Origin of the sequence: Shewanella sp. W3-18-1 (assembly GCF_000015185.1) — a bacterium.
GTDB lineage: Bacteria > Pseudomonadota > Gammaproteobacteria > Enterobacterales > Shewanellaceae > Shewanella > Shewanella putrefaciens.
This window is the reverse complement of record NC_008750.1, coordinates 2,358,198-2,378,305: the sequence shown is the minus strand read 5'-3', so window position 1 is coordinate 2,378,305 and position 20,108 is coordinate 2,358,198. Positions and strand designations below refer to the sequence as shown.

Annotated in this window: 19 protein-coding genes and 2 pseudogenes; 10 read left to right on the top strand and 11 right to left on the bottom strand. The window is 42.4% G+C overall.

Annotated elements, in window-relative coordinates; all coding sequences use genetic code 11:
- Nucleotides 1-70 precede the first annotated feature (70 nt).
- The 8 genes and pseudogenes from SPUTW3181_RS10730 to SPUTW3181_RS10690 form a co-directional block, all read left to right on the top strand.
- Nucleotides 71-2,275, top strand: a pseudogene (locus SPUTW3181_RS10730) (TonB-dependent receptor plug domain-containing protein); the annotation flags it as partial.
- Between the two features lie 75 nt (nucleotides 2,276-2,350).
- A protein-coding gene (locus SPUTW3181_RS10720) for an IS3-like element ISSpu6 family transposase (protein WP_086022278.1) occupies nucleotides 2,351-3,906 on the top strand; the annotation gives its coding sequence in 2 pieces (ribosomal slippage) (nucleotides 2,351-2,813 and nucleotides 2,813-3,906; 1,557 coding nt in all).
- A gap of 40 nt (nucleotides 3,907-3,946) precedes the next feature.
- Nucleotides 3,947-4,261: pseudogene (locus tag SPUTW3181_RS10715) on the top strand (TonB-dependent receptor); the annotation flags it as partial.
- A gap of 199 nt (nucleotides 4,262-4,460) precedes the next feature.
- On the top strand, nucleotides 4,461-5,141 hold the full coding sequence (locus SPUTW3181_RS10710; protein WP_025007657.1) for a response regulator transcription factor: 681 nt from the start codon (nucleotides 4,461-4,463) through the stop codon (nucleotides 5,139-5,141).
- Between the two features lie 195 nt (nucleotides 5,142-5,336).
- Entirely contained in the window at nucleotides 5,337-6,464 is a 1,128-nt protein-coding gene (locus SPUTW3181_RS10705; RefSeq protein WP_011789364.1) for a M14-type cytosolic carboxypeptidase, read from the top strand.
- Nucleotides 6,465-6,475: 11 nt separating this feature from the next.
- Nucleotides 6,476-6,793, top strand: coding sequence for a hypothetical protein (locus SPUTW3181_RS10700; protein WP_011789363.1), 318 nt, complete (start codon nucleotides 6,476-6,478; stop codon nucleotides 6,791-6,793).
- Nucleotides 6,790-7,071 (top strand): YeaC family protein, encoded by a 282-nt coding sequence (locus SPUTW3181_RS10695; protein WP_011789362.1) that lies wholly within the window; start codon nucleotides 6,790-6,792, stop codon nucleotides 7,069-7,071. The genes SPUTW3181_RS10700 and SPUTW3181_RS10695 overlap by 4 nt, the downstream gene beginning before the upstream one ends.
- 302 nt (nucleotides 7,072-7,373) lie before the next feature.
- The gene (locus SPUTW3181_RS10690; RefSeq protein ID WP_011789361.1) at nucleotides 7,374-8,567 is read left to right on the top strand and encodes an amino acid aminotransferase; all 1,194 of its coding nucleotides are present in this window, start codon (nucleotides 7,374-7,376) and stop codon (nucleotides 8,565-8,567) included.
- A gap of 59 nt (nucleotides 8,568-8,626) precedes the next feature.
- Here SPUTW3181_RS10690 and yvcK read toward each other — a convergent pair whose 3' ends face one another.
- Nucleotides 8,627-9,550: a uridine diphosphate-N-acetylglucosamine-binding protein YvcK gene (gene yvcK, locus SPUTW3181_RS10685; RefSeq protein ID WP_011789360.1), complete on the bottom strand. Its 924-nt coding sequence runs from the start codon at nucleotides 9,548-9,550 to the stop codon at nucleotides 8,627-8,629.
- A gap of 330 nt (nucleotides 9,551-9,880) precedes the next feature.
- On the opposite strand from yvcK, the gene SPUTW3181_RS10680 reads away from it, so the two are divergent.
- On the top strand, nucleotides 9,881-10,693 hold the full coding sequence (locus tag SPUTW3181_RS10680) for a glucosaminidase domain-containing protein (protein ID WP_011789359.1): 813 nt from the start codon (nucleotides 9,881-9,883) through the stop codon (nucleotides 10,691-10,693).
- Nucleotides 10,686-11,309, top strand: a complete 624-nt coding sequence (locus SPUTW3181_RS10675; protein WP_041408182.1) for a DUF2987 domain-containing protein — start codon at nucleotides 10,686-10,688, stop codon at nucleotides 11,307-11,309. The genes SPUTW3181_RS10680 and SPUTW3181_RS10675 overlap by 8 nt, the downstream gene beginning before the upstream one ends.
- Nucleotides 11,310-11,395: 86 nt before the next feature.
- On the opposite strand, the gene ttcA is transcribed toward SPUTW3181_RS10675, so the two are convergent.
- From ttcA to ccoO, 10 genes are all read right to left on the bottom strand, one after another.
- The gene (ttcA, locus tag SPUTW3181_RS10670) at nucleotides 11,396-12,328 is read right to left on the bottom strand and encodes a tRNA 2-thiocytidine(32) synthetase TtcA (RefSeq protein WP_011789357.1); all 933 of its coding nucleotides are present in this window, start codon (nucleotides 12,326-12,328) and stop codon (nucleotides 11,396-11,398) included.
- A gap of 88 nt (nucleotides 12,329-12,416) precedes the next feature.
- The gene (gene uspE / locus SPUTW3181_RS10665) at nucleotides 12,417-13,349 is read right to left on the bottom strand and encodes a universal stress protein UspE (protein ID WP_011789356.1); all 933 of its coding nucleotides are present in this window, start codon (nucleotides 13,347-13,349) and stop codon (nucleotides 12,417-12,419) included.
- Nucleotides 13,350-13,524: 175 nt separating this feature from the next.
- The gene (gene etrA, locus SPUTW3181_RS10660; protein ID WP_011789355.1) at nucleotides 13,525-14,277 is read right to left on the bottom strand and encodes an electron transport transcriptional regulator EtrA; all 753 of its coding nucleotides are present in this window, start codon (nucleotides 14,275-14,277) and stop codon (nucleotides 13,525-13,527) included.
- 55 nt (nucleotides 14,278-14,332) lie between these two features.
- Nucleotides 14,333-15,025 carry a sulfite exporter TauE/SafE family protein gene (locus SPUTW3181_RS10655; protein ID WP_011789354.1) on the bottom strand — a complete coding sequence of 231 codons (693 nt, stop codon included), beginning with the start codon at nucleotides 15,023-15,025 and terminating at the stop codon, nucleotides 14,333-14,335.
- Complete coding sequence (gene ccoS, locus SPUTW3181_RS10650; RefSeq protein ID WP_011789353.1) at nucleotides 15,022-15,270, bottom strand: cbb3-type cytochrome oxidase assembly protein CcoS; 249 nt, start codon at nucleotides 15,268-15,270, stop codon at nucleotides 15,022-15,024. Before ccoS ends, SPUTW3181_RS10655 begins: the two co-directional genes overlap by 4 nt.
- A gap of 39 nt (nucleotides 15,271-15,309) precedes the next feature.
- Nucleotides 15,310-17,709: a heavy metal translocating P-type ATPase gene (locus SPUTW3181_RS10645; RefSeq protein WP_011789352.1), complete on the bottom strand. Its 2,400-nt coding sequence runs from the start codon at nucleotides 17,707-17,709 to the stop codon at nucleotides 15,310-15,312.
- Between the two features lie 22 nt (nucleotides 17,710-17,731).
- Nucleotides 17,732-18,211, bottom strand: coding sequence for a FixH family protein (locus tag SPUTW3181_RS10640; RefSeq protein ID WP_011789351.1), 480 nt, complete (start codon nucleotides 18,209-18,211; stop codon nucleotides 17,732-17,734).
- Between the two features lie 108 nt (nucleotides 18,212-18,319).
- Nucleotides 18,320-19,288: a cytochrome-c oxidase, cbb3-type subunit III gene (gene ccoP / locus SPUTW3181_RS10635; protein WP_011789350.1), complete on the bottom strand. Its 969-nt coding sequence runs from the start codon at nucleotides 19,286-19,288 to the stop codon at nucleotides 18,320-18,322.
- Complete coding sequence (locus SPUTW3181_RS10630; protein ID WP_011789349.1) at nucleotides 19,288-19,464, bottom strand: CcoQ/FixQ family Cbb3-type cytochrome c oxidase assembly chaperone; 177 nt, start codon at nucleotides 19,462-19,464, stop codon at nucleotides 19,288-19,290. The genes ccoP and SPUTW3181_RS10630 overlap by 1 nt, the downstream gene beginning before the upstream one ends.
- 11 nt (nucleotides 19,465-19,475) lie before the next feature.
- Entirely contained in the window at nucleotides 19,476-20,102 is a 627-nt protein-coding gene (gene ccoO / locus SPUTW3181_RS10625; RefSeq protein WP_011789348.1) for a cytochrome-c oxidase, cbb3-type subunit II, read from the bottom strand.
- Nucleotides 20,103-20,108: the final 6 nt, after the last annotated feature.

Below are 20,108 nucleotides of genomic sequence, written 5' to 3'. Positions count from 1 at the left end.
CAGTAGTACAGCAATAGTTGTACAAGCTGTAAGCATAAAAATAATAGTAAGATCTAGGGAGCATTCAAACATGATCAAAAGAACCAAAGTCGCGTCGGCTATTAATGTCGCAATCGTTACTTCCATCTCTGCGGGTACATTTGTTGCGTCAAACTCATTCGCGGCTGAAGAAACGGCGAAAGTAGAGCGTATTGAAGTAACAGGTTCACGTATTCAACGTCAAGATATGGAAACAGCTTCTCCTGTGACCGTAATTGATGCTGCAGCGATTAAAGCGGAAGGTTTTACCTCAGTAGACCAAATGCTACAAGTTCAAACCTCTATGGCAGGTGCTGCTGTAGGGTCAAGTACAAATAATGGTGCTGATGGTGTTGCGCAGGTTGATTTACGCGGTATGGGATCACAACGTACATTAGTACTATTAAATGGCCGCCGTATGGTGAACTCAGGTTCTGGAGCGGATAGCTCTGTGGATTTGAATTCTATCCCTGTAGCTATGATTGCCCGCGTTGAAATTCTGAAAGATGGTGCTTCAGCGGTTTACGGTTCTGATGCAATTGCGGGTGTAGTCAACATCATCACCAAGAAAGACTTTGAAGGCTTCCAATTAGATTTTAATGGTAGCGGTACGGATAAAGGTGATGGTCGCAATGGCGATGTTAGTGCATTATACGGCTTTAATACCGATGGTGGTAACTACACATTTGGTGCGGCGTTTTCGGACCGTCGCGATGTAATTCAAGCGGATCGTGATTGGACAGCAACAGGAGAAAGCTGGAGTATTCCGACAGGTGCATTGGATTACATGGTTAAAGATGCAAATGGTAATTGGGTAGACCAAGAAGAAGTATACGATTATACACAAGACAGCTATTATCAAACTCCGAGCGAACGTCGCAGCTTATTTGCAAATATGACCCAAGAGCTGGGTAATGATGTGGTATTAACTGCAGATGCAATCTATACAAATCGTCGTTCCCATCAGCAAATGGCCGCTCAGCCTGCAAATATTGGTCTAAATGTTTGTGGTAATGCTAATGTTCCAGCTGGTGCTCCATGCATAACACTAGACAGTGCTATGACAGCCGCAGGTATAAAAGCAAATGATAAAGGTTTAGTTAACTACCGCCGTCGTACCAATGAAGTCGGCCCTCGTATCTACACTCAGGATACCGATACTTGGCGCTTATCTGGTGGTTTAGCGGGTACTTTAGATGTACATACGGGTATGAATTGGGATGTCACCTATACCTATGGTAAAAACAAAGCTGAAACCGCAGTAGAAAACTCTATCAACGCTACAGATATGGCCACTTCTATCTATGCTAACCCAGATGCGTGGTTTAGTGGTGCACCACTAACACAACAAACTATTAATGCTATCGGTTATTCTGAGAAAGCAAATGGCGGCAATGAACAGCAAACATTGTCAGCGGGATTAAATGGTGAGTTATTTGATCTAAAAGCAGGTGCTGTTGGCTTTGCTATCGGTGCTGAATATCGCCGTGAAAGTGGTTTTTATAATCCCGACCCAATTGTAGTTGCAGGTGAAAGTACTGCAGCACAGCAAGATCCAACGGATGGCAACTATAATGTTGTCTCTATTTTCCAAGAGGTCAGTGTACCATTTACTGAGAAATTAACAGGTGAATTTGCACTGCGTTTAGATGATTACTCTACTTTCGGTAAAGCAACCACGTGGAAAATTGGTTTAACTTATACCGCTACCGATGACCTGATGGTTCGTACTGTGGCAGCGACTGGATTCCGAGCACCAAGTGTAGCCGAATTATATGGTGGTAACTCTGGTTCATTTGATTATTTGAAAGATCCATGGGGCAATATTAAAGATGCTCAAATCTTAGTAAATCGCACATCAGATCCAGATCTGCAACCTGAAGAGTCTGAATCTTACACGGCCGGTTTAGTATATTCACCGAGCTACATCGATGGTATGTCTGTTACATTAGATTACTGGCGATTTAAGTTAGATAACGCTATTGCACGTATGGATACTCAAGTTGGTTTGAATGCTTGTCATGCAGGTGATGCGTCAGCTTGTGAAACTTTCAATATCGGTGCAGGTGGTAATTTAGATAATTTAACTAACGCACTGACTAATGTTGGTTCACAAGACACTAGCGGTATTGATTTCAATTTAGCTTACAGCTTTGGATTGATTGGTTTAGACTGGAAAGTTAGTAATGACACCACTTATCTAGTTAAGTTTGAGCAAGATGGTGAGGAATATACGGGTACAATCGATGGTAACTTCCCCCCTGTGTCAGGATTGTTGTCACCCCTAAATAATCATTATGTTTAAAGACAGGGTGCGGCAAAAGAGAACGATATGGCTCGGTATTCACCAGAACGTAAAGAGGCGATCCTTAAAAAATTATTACCTCCTCACAACTTAACGGTCGCAGAGGTCGCTCGGGAAGAAGGCATCGCGGTGCAAACCTTGTATCATTGGCGAGATATTGCCAGAAAAGAAGGTCGCCCCGTGCCAGGTAAAACATTAACAGCCGATGATTGGTCGGCTGAAGCAAAACTTGCCGTGATTATTGAAACAGCGCCGCTGTCGGAAGCGGAGATAAACCAGTATTGCCGTGAAAAGGGCTTGTTCCGCGAGCAAGTACAGCAGTGGAAACAGGATTGTTTAGCTGGTTTTCAAACCTCAGAAGTACAAACTAAAACCATTAAACAGCAGGCTAAGGCTGACAAAGCCGAAATCAAATCGCTGCAACGGGAATTGCGCTATAAGGAGAAAGCGCTGGCTGAAGCTGCTGCGTTACTGGTGCTCAGAAAAAAGCTCAATGCGCTCTGGGGGGACGACAGCGAGGAGAGCTAACCCCTTTGCCTGAGCGCATAGCATTGATTGCCTTAATCCAAGAGGCCTATACCAATGGTGCTCGCCTTTATAAGGCTTGTGCAGAAACGGGCCTCAGTAAGCGTACCTATCGACGTTGGTATCGAGAAGGTCAAGTACAAGCTGATTTAAGGCCGACAGCAGCTCGACCAGAGCCGGCCAATAAACTCGAAGAACATGAGCGACAACAGATATTAAGCGTGTGTAATCAAACGGAGTACGCCAGCTTACCCCCGTCGCAAATTGTGCCAACATTATTAGATAACGGGATTTATATCGCCTCGGAATCCAGCTTCTACAGAGTGTTAAATGCTCATGGTCAACTTAACCATCGTGGCCGCACTCAGGCTGCGGTCAATCGAAGCAAACCGTTGAGTTATCGGGCAGATGGGCCGAATCAAGTGTGGTCATGGGACATCACTTATTTAGCCTCAATCGTCAAAGGCCAGTTCTACTATTTGTACCTGTTTGAAGATATTTACAGTAGAAAAATAGTGGGTTACGAAGTTCATGAGCAAGAAAGTGGGGAATATGCCGCTGCGCTAATCCAACGCTGTCTGTTACGCGAGCAATGCTTTAACACGCCATTAGTGCTGCATTCTGATAATGGGGCGCCGATGAAGTCACTGACCATGAAAGCCAAGCTGGAAGAGCTTGGTATTACGGCATCATTAAGTCGGCCGAGGGTGAGTAATGACAACCCCTTTTCAGAGTCGTTATTTAAAACGTTGAAATACCGCCCACAGTGGCCGGCATCAGGTTTTAGCTGCTTAGCAACAGCAAGAGAATGGGTGGAAAAGTTTGTAACCTGGTACAACGATGAGCATAAACACAGCCAGCTAAATTTTGTCTCACCAGGGCAACGTCATGCACTGCAAGATGGCGCTATTTTAGCGAAGCGCAAGAAAGTGCTTGAGGCGGCGAAGGAAAGAAAACCGATGCGTTGGTCTACAGAGATCAGAAATTGTGAAGCGGTTGGCGCTGTAACACTCAACCCAGATAAGGCACCAGAAGAAGGCGTAATAAATGCAGCTTAATATTTAAACAAAGAGTGACAACTATCTTGAAAAACACCGCTTCGGTGCTTATGCGCGTGTTCGTAACAACTTTAGCATCTCTGCAGGCCAAGACGATTGGAGTGTAATGTATTTTAACCGTTATATTGGTGATATGCGTGACCTCGCAGAAGGTAATAAAGTAGGTGATATTATTTACCACAACATCTCAGGTACATATCATATCAATGATATGACAACCGTTAGTTTAGGCGTTAAAAACTTTACTGATGAAAAACCTGTTACTGTTTCTAACGGTAGCGATGGTGGTACAGTTCCAGAAGTTTACGATACTATCGGTCGCACCATTTATGGTGGTGTAACAGTTAAGTTCTAAATTTAAACCTTTAATTTTAAAAAGCGCCTTAGGGCGCTTTTTTATTGCCGAAAGGGAACGAAGTATTTGTTATCGAACTTGACATCATTACTCGGATCACATTTTAACTGTAACTTATCTTTACGCGTGTTTTAGGACTAGAGACACCTGTATAGCTATGGTAATATAAATGATATCGATTCTCGTTTGGATATTAAGGATGAGTAAAATACTTTTGGTCGATGATGATCCCTTGTTCAGAACTTGGTTAGCTGATGCCCTTATTGCTCATGGGCATGAAGTAGAGTGTGCTACTAATGGTTTAGACGGGCTAAATCGTATTCGTGCTGGTTTTGCAGACGTGATCATGCTTGATTTAGTGATGCCACAGATGAATGGATTTGAGGTATTAAAAGCCCGTGAGTGTTCAACGCCTGTTATGATGCTTTCAGCCCGAGATAGCGAAGATGATCGCATTATGGGTTATGAGTTGGGGGCTGATGACTTTTTAAGTAAACCATTTAGTATTAAGGAGTTGATCGTTAGACTGGGTGCACTGGAGCGCCGCCTACATTCACATCGGATCATGCAGCATAAAACCGAACACTCCCAAGTTAAATCGGTTAATTTTGATGAAACTAGCTATCGCATTACGATTGGTAATCGCGGGGTCGATCTTACCCAAACTGAGTTTCGACTCTTTAAGTATTTATTCGAACGCAAGGGGCAGGTGATTACGAAACAGGAGCTTCAACGTTCAGTTTTACAAAAAGATCTTGGACGCTTTGATCGTAACTTGGATATGCATATCAGTAATACAAGACGTAAACTCGCGAAAACCAGTTTACCGCGTAATTTGATTAATACCGTGCGTGGGCAAGGTTACAGTTTTACGGTTTAGGCTTTTGTCCGACATAAGGCGGGATTGACTGCTCGCTGTCATCGGTTAATAAAAAGCCGACTGATTTCACATTAGCTGAAAATACTGGCTTTCATTTTCACCTCACGCGGTTTTGGTTTATTCTATCGGGCATAAATTATGGGTGTAGCATGTGTCATCAATAGCCCTCACATGAATAAACGAGTAGGAATCATTATGCGGATCAGTGCCAATTTTGATGGTGGAAATATCCAAGTAGTCAATCTTGATAATAAAGATGATATTCAACTTGCGATCCGCCCCGATGCCGGTGGCGAGTTTTATCAATGGTTTAATTTTCGATTTGAAGGTAGCGTTGGTCATCAATACACGTTAAATATCATTAATGCAGGTACCGCTTCTTATCCAAAAGGTTGGGAGAATTATCAAGCTGTTGCCAGTTATGATCGCCAGCACTGGTTTCGTGTGCCGACACAATATCAAGATGGCACATTAACTATTCAACTTGAGTTAGATTGTGATGCAATCCAACTAGCCTATTTTGCACCTTACAGTTACGAACGCCACTTAGACTTACTCAGCAGTGCTCAATTGCATCCTGATGTTAATTTAGAGCATTTAGGCTTAACCTTAGATGGTCGAGATATCACGCTTGTGAAAGTGGGTAATGCCCATCCTTCCAAGCGTAATATATGGATCACAGCCAGGCAGCATCCTGGCGAAACTATGGCTGAATGGCTAGTTGAAGGCTTAATTAACCGTTTGCTTGATAATGACTGCCCAACAGCAAAATCTCTGCTCGATAAAGCAAACTTTTACATTGTGCCCAATATGAACCCCGATGGTAGTGTTAGAGGGCATCTTCGTACCAATGCGGTAGGTGTTAATCTTAATCGCGAGTGGCAAAGCCCAAGTTTAGAAAAGAGTCCTGAGGTTTATCATGTTGTAAATAAGATGAAACAAATTGGCGTCGATTTATTTTACGATGTGCATGGTGATGAAGGTTTACCCTATGTATTTCTTGCTGGCTGTGAAGGCGTACCGACATATAGCGACAGATTGGCACAGTTACAGGCCGATTTTAGTCAAGCATTAACTTTAGCCAGTGCTGATTTTCAAACTCAATTTGGTTATGCTAAAGACGAACCGGGTCAGGCTAACTTAACCGTGGCATCAAATTGGGTAGCACAAACCTTTGAATGTTTATCCAATACACTTGAAATGCCATTTAAAGACAATAATAACTTACCCGATCCTTTTGTTGGCTGGTCGCCAGAGCGTAGCATTTATCTGGGTGAAGCCTCGTTAATCGCCATGCTGGCTGTTGTGGATAAATTGAGATAAATGAGGCGGATATGGCATTAATTGAATGTCCTGTATGTCGTAAGCGTATGTCCAGTAAATCGAGTGCTTGTCCCCATTGTCAGGCAAAAACGAATGGAGACAATGAGTCCTTATCGAGGATTAGCCATATTCAAAAATCCAGCAGTTTAATGAACCAGAGTTTTATTACGATGACACTGTTTATTGCTGGCGTTGTGATCTGGTTTTGGGGAGGTGAGCCTGCCGAAGGGATGCGTGCAAATATCGCCGGTATCTGTTTTGTATTCGGTTTTGTAGGTTACCTCGTGACTCGAATAAGAATTGTGTTACATAAACGGAAAAGTGTATGACTGACATAAATCAAGTGATTGACCAAATGCCCCTCGAAGTCTATGAAAGATTGCGTAGCGCAGCAGAGTTAGGCAAGTGGGAGGATGGCACTGTATTGAGTGAAGCACAACGTGAATCAACATTGCAAGTGGTCATGCTTTATCAAGCTCGTAAGCTTGATCAGACAGAACATTTTACAATCTCAGCCAATGGCAAAATTAACGAATTGTCTAAAGCGGAATTGAAAAAGCAATTTCGTGGCGAATCGATTGCCGAGTTCAAAGTTCAAGATCTCTAATCTTGTCGCTACAGCCACTGTAAATGGTGGCTTGTAGCATAGATTTGATTACAGAAAGATTCTGCACATAAGTCGTGTGCGCTAACCGTGATAAAGTTGATTTTCAGCGTCATTTATCAGTAGTTCAGCGTCATTTATCAGTAGTGATTAGAAATGGTGAATCCAATCGTACTTTTTTTCATTAATCACTATTGAGTACAACAATTTCTCAAAGATGCTATCTAAGGTGCTATTCCCCTCCTTAAGACAGTGGTATAAATAAGCCAAAATTTCCCTACACGCGAACATTTAGGACAATAGTCATGATTTTCTCTCAAGTAGTACTCGCTCCTGCAGATCCAATCCTTGGTTTAACAGATACCTTTAAGGCAGATCCTCGCCAAGATAAAGTGAACCTTGGGGTGGGCATTTATAAAGATGAAGCAGGACAGACCCCCGTATTAGCGTCTGTTAAAAAGGCCGAGGCATTGCTTCTTGAGCAAGAAAAGACAAAAAACTATTTAGGTATTGAAGGCGTTATTGCCTATAACCGCGTTGTACAAGAATTATTGTTTGGAGAATCGAGTGAGCTAGTTGCTTCTGGCCGCGCCGTTACCGCACAGGCCCCTGGGGGTACTGGTGCATTGCGTATTGCCGCTGAGTTCTTATTGCGTAATACACCCTCTCGTACCGTGTGGGTCAGTAATCCTACTTGGGCTAATCATCAAAATATTTTCGAAACGGCGGGTTTGACCGTTAGAGAATACGGTTACTACAACGCAAATGCTCACGATATTGATTTCGATGCCATGATGACAGATATCTCGGCTGCAAATGCAGGCGATATCATTCTACTACATGGTTGCTGCCATAATCCGACGGGGATTGATTTAACCTTGGCTCAGTGGGACTTAGTTGCACAATTATGTGCAGATAAGAAACTGGTTCCCTTGTTCGATTTTGCCTATCAAGGTTTTGGAGTCGGGATAGAAGAAGATGCGGCAGGTTTACGTTTAGTGGCATCTAAGGTGCCTGAATTGCTTATTGCTAATTCTTTTTCTAAAAACTTTGGTTTGTACAATGAACGTATTGGCGCTGTAACAGTGGTTGCCGAAAATGCAGATGCGGCTGAACGTGCTTTCAGCCAAGTGAAACGTACTATCCGTGCAAATTACTCTAACCCTCCTGCACATGGAGCCTTGATTGTTAGCACGATTTTAGGCGATGCATCCTTAAAAGCGCAGTGGGTACAAGAAGTCACTGAAATGCGTGAACGTATTGCGAAAATGCGCACGCTGTTTGTTGATAGTTTAAAGGCCGAAGGTGTGACGCAAGACTTTAGTTTTATTTCTCGACAAAGTGGTATGTTTAGTTTTTCAGGTTTAAATAAAGCACAAGTTGCACGCCTCAAAGATGAGTTTGGTGTCTATATTGTTGGCTCAGGACGCATCAGTGTTGCTGGAATGACGAAAACAAATATGCCAGTGATTTGTAAAGCTATCGCTCAAGTGATTTAAGCGGCAAGACAGCACATAGTAGAAGGACAGCAAATGCTGTCCTTCTTCATTAGTATGGGTTAAGAGGCGAGAGGATGCATTGTCAGATCCAATTTTAGACGTAGCAATGCACTTAATGCTTCCCGAAGACCTGCGTGATCGTGCAGATTGGGGTTATGATGATTCTTTAAAGGGAAGTCATTAATAAATGAACCTAAGCGAATTTGATCACCATGGCGTAGCACTTGGCTTATAACAGGACGACCAATAACCTGGTGGCACCAAGAGATCCGCTGTTCTAGGCTAAATTGACCCGCAGGAGATAACTCTGGATACAAATTATCGATAAAGATTATCTGTGCTTTAGTTGCGGCTAAACTTTTAGCGAAACGTGGTAACAGTAGCGGTGGCATGATACTGGTTAAAAAGCTACCTGGTCCTATGATAATTAAATCCGCATTAAGTACGGCCTGACAGGCTTCAAAAGTCGCATCTACCTGTGGTTCAAGACACAATGCGATAGGTACATCCGCCATACTATCTACATTCGTTTCACCAAAAACCTTACTCCCACAGGCTTGGATTGCGACTAAATGAGTCGGCTGCTCTGACATAGGGATAAGTTGAGTTTCAATATTCAATAAGCTACGAATAAGATTAACGGCTTCAAGCGGTCGAACACAAAGCTGATCGAGTGCTAGCAAAATAAGGTTGCCTAAATTATGGCCACTCAGTTCAGTTTCACCTTGAAAGCGATATTCAAATAGTTCAGAGCCAATGGAAGGGCGGTTAGCTAGGTGAGAAAGGCAGTTGCGAAGATCACCCCATGCAATGCAATTTTGTTGTGCTCTAAGGCGACCTGTTGATCCTCCATTATCAGTGGTGGCCACAATTCCCGTAAGGCGTTTACCTAGAAAATCAAGCGAAGAGAGCACTCTTCCTAAACCATGGCCTCCACCTATGGCAACGACATGATTAAATTGATTTAACATTTGATATTGCATATGGGTTGTTCCTTCCTGAATACCCTAAAAAATCCTGCTTTGTCACTGGGTTATTTCCATGCCATAGATGGTCAATGCTAAGGCTGGAGGTATGTTATTACTCAAGTCACAACTTGAGCCCAATGGGGAACCTTAGTATAAAAGCTCAGTCAAAAGCATGCACTAAAAATTAGTTTCAATACAAAAATACTCAATGGTTACATCAGCTATCAATATTTTGGGTCGTGTTAAAAAAAGAGGTTAACAGTACAAATTTCATTTAATTCAATATATGACATATAATCTGGCGTTTATTTTACCATTACAGGTAGCTATTCCTAAGGTGACTTATTGAAAACAGGTAGAGTTGGTTCATTTACATTGGCGTTAGCCATAGTGATATTAGCGATTTTTTCGTTAAGGGTTTTGCTCATTCCTGAGGTGAGTCAGCCAGAGTCCATTACCAGTCAATTGGAACGCGCAGTTACTCCTGTCACTCAAATCCCTGACTTTTCGGGAATAAATGATATAACGGAAAAAAAGAAAGCTTTTTTTGACTTTTTACGCCCGATTATTCAACAGCAAAATGCCATCATTGAAGAGGAACGTGATTTAATTAGTGATGCACTGACTGAGCTGGAGAATGGCGGTACTCTTTCATCGTCACAGTTAACACAATTAAATATGCTGTGTGATAAGTACCAATATGCAGCACGTAATATCGATATTAAATCTTTGAATAGTTTGCTAAAACGAGTAGATATTGTTCCTGAGTCGATGGTACTTATTCAAGCTGCAAATGAATCAGGATGGGGGAGTTCACGTTTTGCACGCGAAGGATTTAACTTTTTTGGGGAATGGTGCTTTTCAACAGGCTGCGGCATAGTTCCTTCATCACGTGGCTCAGGAAAAATGCATGAGGTAAAAGTATTTTCATCCGTTGATGCCTCAGTGTCATCTTATATGCGTAATTTAAATTCAAACCCTGCTTATGCTTTATTCCGTTCAATCCGCGCTGATTTACGTTCACAAGAAGTAGAACCAACAGCCAATCAACTCATCTATGGGTTAGTGAATTATTCTGAAAGACAAGAAGCTTATATCGATGAATTACTCGATATGTTACGTCATAATGAAAAATATTTGGTAAATGCTGATGCTTAAGAAATACTTATTTATTGGGCTATACTTTTTGGTTGGTGCAGTAAATGCAGAGACAATATCTCTTGAATATAAAGGCTTTTATGATAGGTTAAAACAAGTCGCTAAAGGTAATTTTCAATTGGTTGAAATAGCATTTAGTGTGCCTATACAACAAAATTGTGTCATTCAGAGTGGTACAATTTCCAGTGAAAAAAACTCAACGCCATTAACTTATACCAAACAACAGCGCTTATTTATTCCTTTAGATGATGATTTAAAAGATCAACGCGCTTTGGTTAACTTAGTCTTTGAAGGTGCTGCTAAAGAGTGTGGTATTACAATGCAGGTTAGGGCAAAACAGGCCTTAGCTGAATACGATAAAGCACGTTTACAACAAATTACCACTGAAATGGACCGTCTACTTGGAACAATGCAAGGCTTTCCTATGCGTTATTTTAAGGCTCCAATAGCCGGGTTAAATTTTGAATTTACACCAGAGCAAGACGTTTATGCCGTACTTGATGGCAGAGAACAAACGATAAAAGGGAATTTTAAATTAACAACATCCGAGCTAGAAAATCTCAGTATGTTAAAATTTAGTCAGCCGCCAAATGTTGTCAGTCCTTGGGTAAAATAACATTATTTCACCTAAAATTATGACCAAAAAGCCCACATTATGTGGGCTTTTTAGCTTAAAGCATGGTTTGCTTTAGTGGATATTGTTTAAGCTTCATAAAAGCTGACAACATCGATACGCTGCGCAGCATCTAAATCGATATGACCGCTGTTAGCAATATCTAGAAAATCGAAGGCGGGTAAATCAGCCTCGGCAACGTCACCAGTCATTGGTACATCGGGATCGCGCTTTAAAGAAATAAAATCAAACTGTTCACGATCGACACCCTGTGATGGAGCCGTGTTCTGCATGGCAGTAAAAATGGTTTCAATACGGCCAGGATATTGTCGATCCCATTGATTAAGCATATCTTTAACCGCGGCACGTTTTAAATTTTCCTGTGAACCACAGAGATTACAAGGGATGATTGGAAACTGTTTAAGCTGTGCATATTCCTCTAAATCTTTCTCACGACAATAGGCTAGGGGCCGTATCACAATGTTGGCGCCATCATCAGAAAGTAATTTAGGGGGCATTGCTTTCATTTTCCCGCCAAAAAACATATTTAGAAACAGGGTTTCAATGATGTCATCTCTATGGTGACCAAGAGCAATTTTAGTTGCACCAATACGTTGTGCAAAGCCATACAGCGTACCACGGCGAAGACGAGAGCACAGTGAACATGTTGTTTTGCCCTCAGGGATCTTATCCTTCACGATAGAATATGTGTCTTTTTCGAGGATATGATAAGGCACCTTGAGTTTATCGAGATAAGCGGGAAGAATATCCTCTGGGAAGCCTGGCTGCTTTTGATCTAAATTGACGGCAATAATTTCAAATTGAATAGGCGCACGTTGCTGTAAATTCATTAGAATATCGAGCATAGCATAACTGTCTTTGCCACCACTTAAGCAACACATAACACGGTCGCCATCCTCAATCATATTGTAATCTGCGATGGCACTCCCCACCTCACGACGCAAACGCTTTTGTAATTTATTAAGACGGGTAGTGTGTTTTTTCGATAATTCTTCAGACATAGCTTCCAACATAAAAAAGCGCCCAGTAACTGAGTTTCAGGGCGCGTATTATTCCAGCTATCTCATGCGGGGTAAAGAGCCGTGTGGTTTAGGTTTCTTCTAAGGGGGATTTATAACCATCGGGTTTGATAGCCAGTAAGTCGCAATTGATGCTATCGATAACATGCTCAGCCGTATTACCGATAAGTGCGGCTGAAAATCCTGTTCGCCCTACGGTTCCTAGGATGACTAATTCAGCATCTAACTGAGCAGCAAGATCAGGTATAACATCTTCAGGTAACCCCTCTTTCACATGACAGTGATTGCTATCGATACCATAGGCATTCGCGAGATAACTAACACGATCTTCATGTTGGATACGGATAGTATTGTTATAGGTCTGTGCATCAAAGTCTGGTAATTCAATGGCTAAATTAACGGGTGTGCCAGGGTAGCCATTAACTAAATGCACCTCAGCGGCAAACTTAAGCGCAAGATCTTTTGCATGTTCAATAATTTTACCATTGAGCATTTGATGATCGGTATCTTCGGTAGCCACATTGACGGCACACAGAATTTTGCCTGCAGCCGGCCAGTCACGTTCTTTAACCATGAGCACTGGAACAGGTGCTTTACGCATTAAATGCCAATCAGTTGGTGTAAAAATGACCGCTTTGAGTTTGTCATGGGCATGAGTGCCCTTAACAATCAAATCATAGTGGCCAGCGATGGCGTGGTTAATAATGCTTTCAAAAGGACGATTGTGCCAGATTACCTGGGTATCAATACTGAGCTGTAAATGACTGTATGCGGCAAGCAGATCTTGAATCCAAGCCAAGCGTTGATCGATAACGCCTTGACGCATAGCTTCACGTTCTTGGCTCGATAAAATCGATGTCATTTCATAGGAGAAATCAAAAATAGAGAGAAACACAGTCACATGGGCGTTACTTTTACTGGCCAAGGTTACCGCACGGGCGAGTGCAACTTGATTTTCGGTAGTAGGGTCTACTACAACCAGTATTTTTTGATAATCCTTCATAACATGTTCCTTTAGTCATAGGCTCAGATTCATCATGAGCCTTTGGCAGTTAGCTGTATTGTTCTAGATCAAAACTCATTTAAAAAACAGCGTCTAAGCATCCAATATCCTACTTTATTGACATCACTATAAATGATCATTTTCTCTTTCACTTAATCTGCAACGAGCAATTTACTTATCTTGCAATTCGGGAATTCCCAGCGAGTAGGTTAAGTTCTTGATGATCAACAATAGTGATGTACTTTCCTTTCACTTCAATTAATCCTGATTTTTGAAAACGTCCTAACAGGCGGCTAATCGTTTCAACAGTTAAACCAAGATAGTTACCAATATCACCTCGTGTCATAGTGAGACGGAATTCTTTCGGTGAAAAGCCACGATTACCAAAGCGATTGGCTAAATTACTGATAAAAGCGGCAAGGCGTTCTTCGGCATTCTTTTTGCTGAGTAGGAGGATCATTTCTTGATCGCTCATGATCTCATTACTCATTAGACGCATAATTTGTTGACGCAACTTAGGCATAGTACCAGAAAGCTCATCAAGAATATTAAATGGGATTTCACAAACCATAGATGTCTCGAGTGCTTGTGCAAAACTTTGGTGCAGTTGGGCGTGAATACCGTCAAAACCAATCACATCACCAGCTAAGTGAAAGCCTGTGATTTGCTCATCCCCTTGTTCGGTAATGGTATAACTCTTAATAGTACCGGAGCGAATGGCAAAGAGAGATTTTAACGGATCTCCCGACTTAAATATTTGCTCGCCTTTTTGAATGGGTTTTTTACGCTCAATAATATCATCAAGTTGATCAAGCTCATCTGCGTTGAGGGTAAAAGGAATACAAAGGGTTCCCATACTGCAATCGTGACAATGGATTGCGCACCCGCTGGCTGCAGGACGACGATTTTTATTTTGTTCTATTGTCATGTCGGTTCTCAAGTTTATCCACTGAAGCCATGTTAAACCAATTCACTCACTTGGGCTAGTTTAGCTGCGACAGTGCGATATATAAAGTTTGGCCACCAAAGGCAACTAATAGTAAACCACTCAATAGTCTAACCGTTTTCTTTTGTACCCAAACAGCAAGGTGTTTAGCAGCCACACCAGCACTTAACAATGAAGGTAAGGTGCCTAAGCCAAAGGCTAACATGATTAAGGCACCTTGGCTTGCAGAGCCTGAAGCAACCGACCACGTTAAAGTGCTATAGACAAGACCGCAGGGGAGCCAGCCCCAAATAAATCCGGCCATTATCGCTTGGCTCGGATTTTTGATGGGGACAAGGCGCTGAGCTATGGGTTTTAGATACTGCCACAACCATTGCCCGACACGCTCAATCTGCACTATTCCGACCCAAATTTTAGCGATATACAACCCTGTTGCTATCATCATTAGTCCAGCAATGATCCGCAGAACAATGAGATAAGTATCGAGTTCGAATAAATAACCAAGACCTGCCGACGATGCACCAACCAAGCAACCTGCTAAGGTATAACTCAAAATACGACCTACATTGTAACTTAGTAAATACTTGAGTTGATGCGTCAGTAAATTCCCCGTCTTTGGATGGGGGATTTGGGCTGAGAAAGCCCCCACAAGACCACCACACATACCAAAGCAATGTGCTGCGCCCATTAATCCAACCAGAAAGGCACCGGTGACATTGTACTCGATCACAAAGGCATGCCTTTTTGCTGTTTTTTGATAGCTTGCAGTGCTGCGATATCATCAAGTTCTGCCGATGATTGAGTAACTGCCGTTTCTGTATTGTTTGGTTTGTCAGTATTTTCATCAAACAGTATAGAAACACTTTGACGGTCAAGATCGTCAAATTGCTCAGATTTAACCGCCCAAAAAAAGACCATTACAGCGATGGCGACAAAGATCATGGCAATGGGGATAAGCACATAAATAATTTCCATAATGACCTCTTACTATTCCGATTAAACTGTCTATGATGATCACACTTTTACGCGTAATAATCTCAAACTATTACCAACAACAATTAAAGAACTTGCTGACATGCCTATTGCGGCAATATAAGGTGCCACATGGCCTGTAACAGCTAACGGCAAAATAAGTGCGTTATATCCTAAAGCCCAAGCGAGATTTTGTTTAATGATTTGCGTGGTCAGTTTGGCGACCGAGACAGCTTGGGTGAAGCGAGAAAGGTGATCCCCAAGTAGGATCAAATCTGCACTGTTTTTAGCAATCGCACTGCCACTGCCCATAGCAACAGATAGATCAGCACCAGCAAGTACTGGAGCATCGTTAATGCCATCCCCAAACATGGCAACTGTTGAGGTTTTTTGGAGTTCAGTTACTAAAGCAAGCTTATCTGCTGGTGTTAAACCACTATGAACGTCTTCAATCCCTAACTCTTTTGCCAGTTGATATACGTGACCAGAATGATCACCACTGGCAATGCTAACACTGCAACCCTGTCTCTTTAACTGTTCAACCGTTGTTTTACTGTCAACGCGGATATTGTCTTTAATTTCAAAACTGGCAATTAAGTCATATTTTCCATCGTTCAATCGCGCTAACCAAATTTGTTGTATCGGGTTAGTGCTGCTGATATGAGCATCGGTAAACAATGCGTTGCCAATACGATACTCAATACCATCAATCGAACCTTGTATACCAAACCCCACAGTGTGGTGTACTTGTTCTGCTGTGAGAGTAGGCTCAGCAAATACGGCAAACGCGGCAGCAATTGGGTGACGAGAACCAGCTTCTAATGCTGCGGCGATAGCAAGAACGCGGTTCTGATCACTATCTGCAAGACATTCAACTTGACCAATAGATAACGTGCCACAGGTGAGGGTGCCTGTTTTATCGAAAACAACATGCTTAATCAGTGGGAGTTTTTCGAATACTCCGGCTTTGCGGGTAATGATCCCAAGACGGGTAAAAATAGCGGTAGCACAGGTAACGGCTGTAGGGGTTGCCAGGGCCAAAGCGCACGGACAAGTCGCAACGAGCACAGACAGCGTGACCCAAAAGGCATCATCAGGGGAGATCTGATGCCACACTAAGTAGGTAATAGTGGCGATAGAAAGAATGGTGCCAGAAAAGTAACGTGATAACTTATCAGCAAGTAATGCAACCGCCGGCTTAGTATTAGAAGCAAGCTCTTGTAGGCGAATAATCTCAGCAACCAATTGATCTTGTCCAAGTGCAGACACCTTCACTGTGATGGGTTGGTCGATATTAATCGTTCCCGCATAGACTTGATTATCAATATTTTTTTCAATTGGCATTTGCTCACCAGTAAGCATGGCCTCATTGATACTCGTGTGGCCGCCAACCACCACACCATCGGCAGCGACCATTTCCCCCGGTTTCACAAGGATCACATCATTGAGGCGTAACTTTTTGGCGGGGATTTCTTCTTGGCCTTGCTCTGTAACAAGATGTGCTGTCAGTGGGACTAGTTTGTGTAAGTTACTGGAACTAACTGAAGCCTTTTGTCTAGCTTTCTGCTCAAAATAACGCCCCAACAATAAGAAGAAGGTAAACATAGATACGGATTCAAAATACACTTCGCCGGTGCCATTCACTGTGGCAAAACAGCTTGCAGTATAGGCACCACCAATGGCGATGGAGACAGATACATCCATATTGAGCTTGCCACTAAGTAGGGTACGAATGGCGCTAAAATAAAAAGGTTGAGCAGAATAGAGCACAACTGGGGTCGCAAAAATCATACTAACCCAGCGGAAATAATCGCGATATTGCACATCTAAGTCAGTGAAATAGCCCGTATACAAGGCAAGAGCAAACATCATGACTTGCATTGTAGCAAAACCGGCTAACCCTAAACGCAGTAAAAATTTACGGCTATTTTGTTGGCTGCTGCGTTCTTGTTCATCAACTTGATAAGGAGCTGCTTGATAGCCAATGCGACTAATTTGGGCGAGGATATCGCTGAGTTTTATTTTATGTTTATCCCAACTGATCATGGCTCTTTGAGTTGTCGAATTGACAAGTACTTGTGTTATACCAGACAGTTGTTTGACTTTGTGTTCTATTAACCAAGCACAAGCCGCGCAGGTGATACCATCAATTGACAGCGATACTGATTCAATATTCTCTTCAGAATGCACAAAATCTTGCTGTACTTCAGGTAAATCGTAAGCACTAAATTGGTTTAATGCATCAGGAACAAGGGCTGTTTGCTTATTTCCAGGTTCAGTTCGAAACTTGTAATAACTGAGCAATCCTGCATCAACAATCGCCTGTGACACCGCTTGACAACCGGGACAGCACATTAGCTCATCGCGATCATTTATACGGGTAATAAACTGCTGGCCCGTGAGTACGGGCTCATTACAATGGAAACAACTTGGATGTGTCATAACAATTCTTATTCAACTACAACTAATTCAACCACAACTGGATACTATCTTTTAATTCAACACGTTGGTGAATTCGCCATTTGCCATCGTAGCCCTCGAGACGCACTTCCCAAGGGCCGGTTAATGTGGTGGGAATAGTAATGCGATACACATTACTGGCATCGGCCGTTGCGGTCAGTTTTATGTCTCTTTCGGCAATAGTTGGATGATAAAACTCGACTTTCAAGGCTGCTTGGTAAGATGGGCCACCTTGTTGTGTCAACAAAATCTCATTATTAGCTTGTTCAAGTGAAAAATTCATGCCTATTTGTTTGGCGTATTTCACTTTACTCAAATCCATGTTAATGGCTTTACCATCTTTATAATAATCTTCAGCGACAAGTGAATCTGAGTTGGAAAGGGCAATTTTTAGCGTGGTAAAACTTGCAACGACTGCACATAAAGGAAGAATAATTAAAAACCAAGGCCAGAATTGTTTATACCAAGCTTGTTGTTCAGTCATATTAATACCCATTTGAAAATTTGTGCCATTTTACCGTTAAAAGGCAGGTTTAGCACTTTAAAAAAAAGGCCTCGATACTCTCGAGGCCTTAGTATTACTTATATCTAATTACTTGTTTGATAAGCTATAAACATAAGCAGTGATCACATGAACTTTTTCTTCACCGAGAACATCTTTCCACGCAGGCATAACGCCTGAACGACCATGTTTGATACTTTCTTCAATCACGCCGCGGCTACCACCATATAACCAAATATCGTCGGTTAAATCGGGGGCGCCCATGAATTTATTGCCTTTTGCGTCCATTCCATGACAGGCAAAGCAACCTTTCATGAATGAACCTTGCCCTTGAGCAGCCAGTGTCGCATCGTGCTCGCGGCCAGACAGTTTAACAACGTATTCTGCTAAGCCTGCAATTTCACTATCCTCGATTGGCAAACCACCTTTTGGCGGCATCATGCCATGACGGCCACTCATAATAGTGGTTTTGATTGTCGCTAAATCACCACCGTACAACCAATCGCCATCAGTAAGGTTAGGGAAACCTTTGCTACCACGCGCATCACTACCATGGCATTGTGCACAGTTTTGTAAAAACAAACGGCCGCCCACTTTTAATGCTTCTTGGTTTTTAACTAGTTCTTCTAGTGGTGTTGCCAAATAAGCAGCAAAAATAGGACCATATTTATCATCCGCTTGCTTTACTTCTTGATCGTACTGTACCCAACGGCCTTCCTTGTTCGCGAGTTCCACCGCTGCGGCTGAGTCGGCTTTTATACCTTTATCAGTACCAATACTTTGGTTTGCACTGCTCCAACCTAAGAGGCCTTGGTAATTACCTAAACCAGGATATAAGGCAAGGTAAATTAAACCAAAGACAATCGTGATATAGAACATGTAACTCCACCATTTTGGTAGTGGATTGTTCATCTCTTCAATACCGTCGAAGCTATGACCCATAGATTCGCCTTCTTTTACGTCAGTGGTGTTCTTAGAACACACTTTAAGTAAAATAAAACAACCTGCGATCACCACTAACGAGAGTACGGTAATCCAAATACTCCAGAAGCTACTCATCACTTATGCTCTCCTGAGTCCGTCGATTCCTTGTTTATTTCTTCGTCAGAAAACACAAGGTTAGCTGCTTCATCAAAGGATTTTTGACGACGCGAGCTATATGCCCAAGCAAATATACCGACGAAGGTCAGCATCACAATGATCGTTAAAATGCCTTGCAATGTGCCGTAATCCATATTTTGCCTCCTTATTTGAGTGCGTGACCCAAAGACTGAAGATATGCGATCAAGGCTTCCATTTCTGTCTTACCTTCTACAGCCTTTTGTGCGCCTGCAATTTCTTCATCGGTATAAAGATCATTACCCTTGTAACCGCCTTTATGCATGTTACGCAGAATAGTCATCTTATCGCCTGTCAGTTTGCCGTCTAACTTATTTTCGGCTAACCAAGGAAAGGCAGGCATATTCGATTGAGGAACGACAGCGCGTGGATCGATTAAGTGAACTTCATGCCATTTATCACTATAACGCCCACCGACACGAGCAAGATCAGGACCTGTTCTCTTAGAACCCCATTGGAAGGGATGATCCCATACTGACTCACCGGCAACAGAGTAGTGACCATAACGCTCAGTCTCTGCGCGTAAAGGACGGATCATTTGGCTGTGGCAGTTGTAACAACCTTCACGAACATAAATGTCACGGCCTTCAATTTGCAGGGCAGTGTAGGGTTTTAAGCCTTCAACAGGTTCAGTCGTATCCTTTTGGAAAATCAGCGGAGTGATTTCGACAAGGCTACCGAAACTGATAGCGATAACGGTAAAGATCGCTAACAAACCGATGTTTTTTTCAACTATCTCATGATTAAATTTCATCGAGTT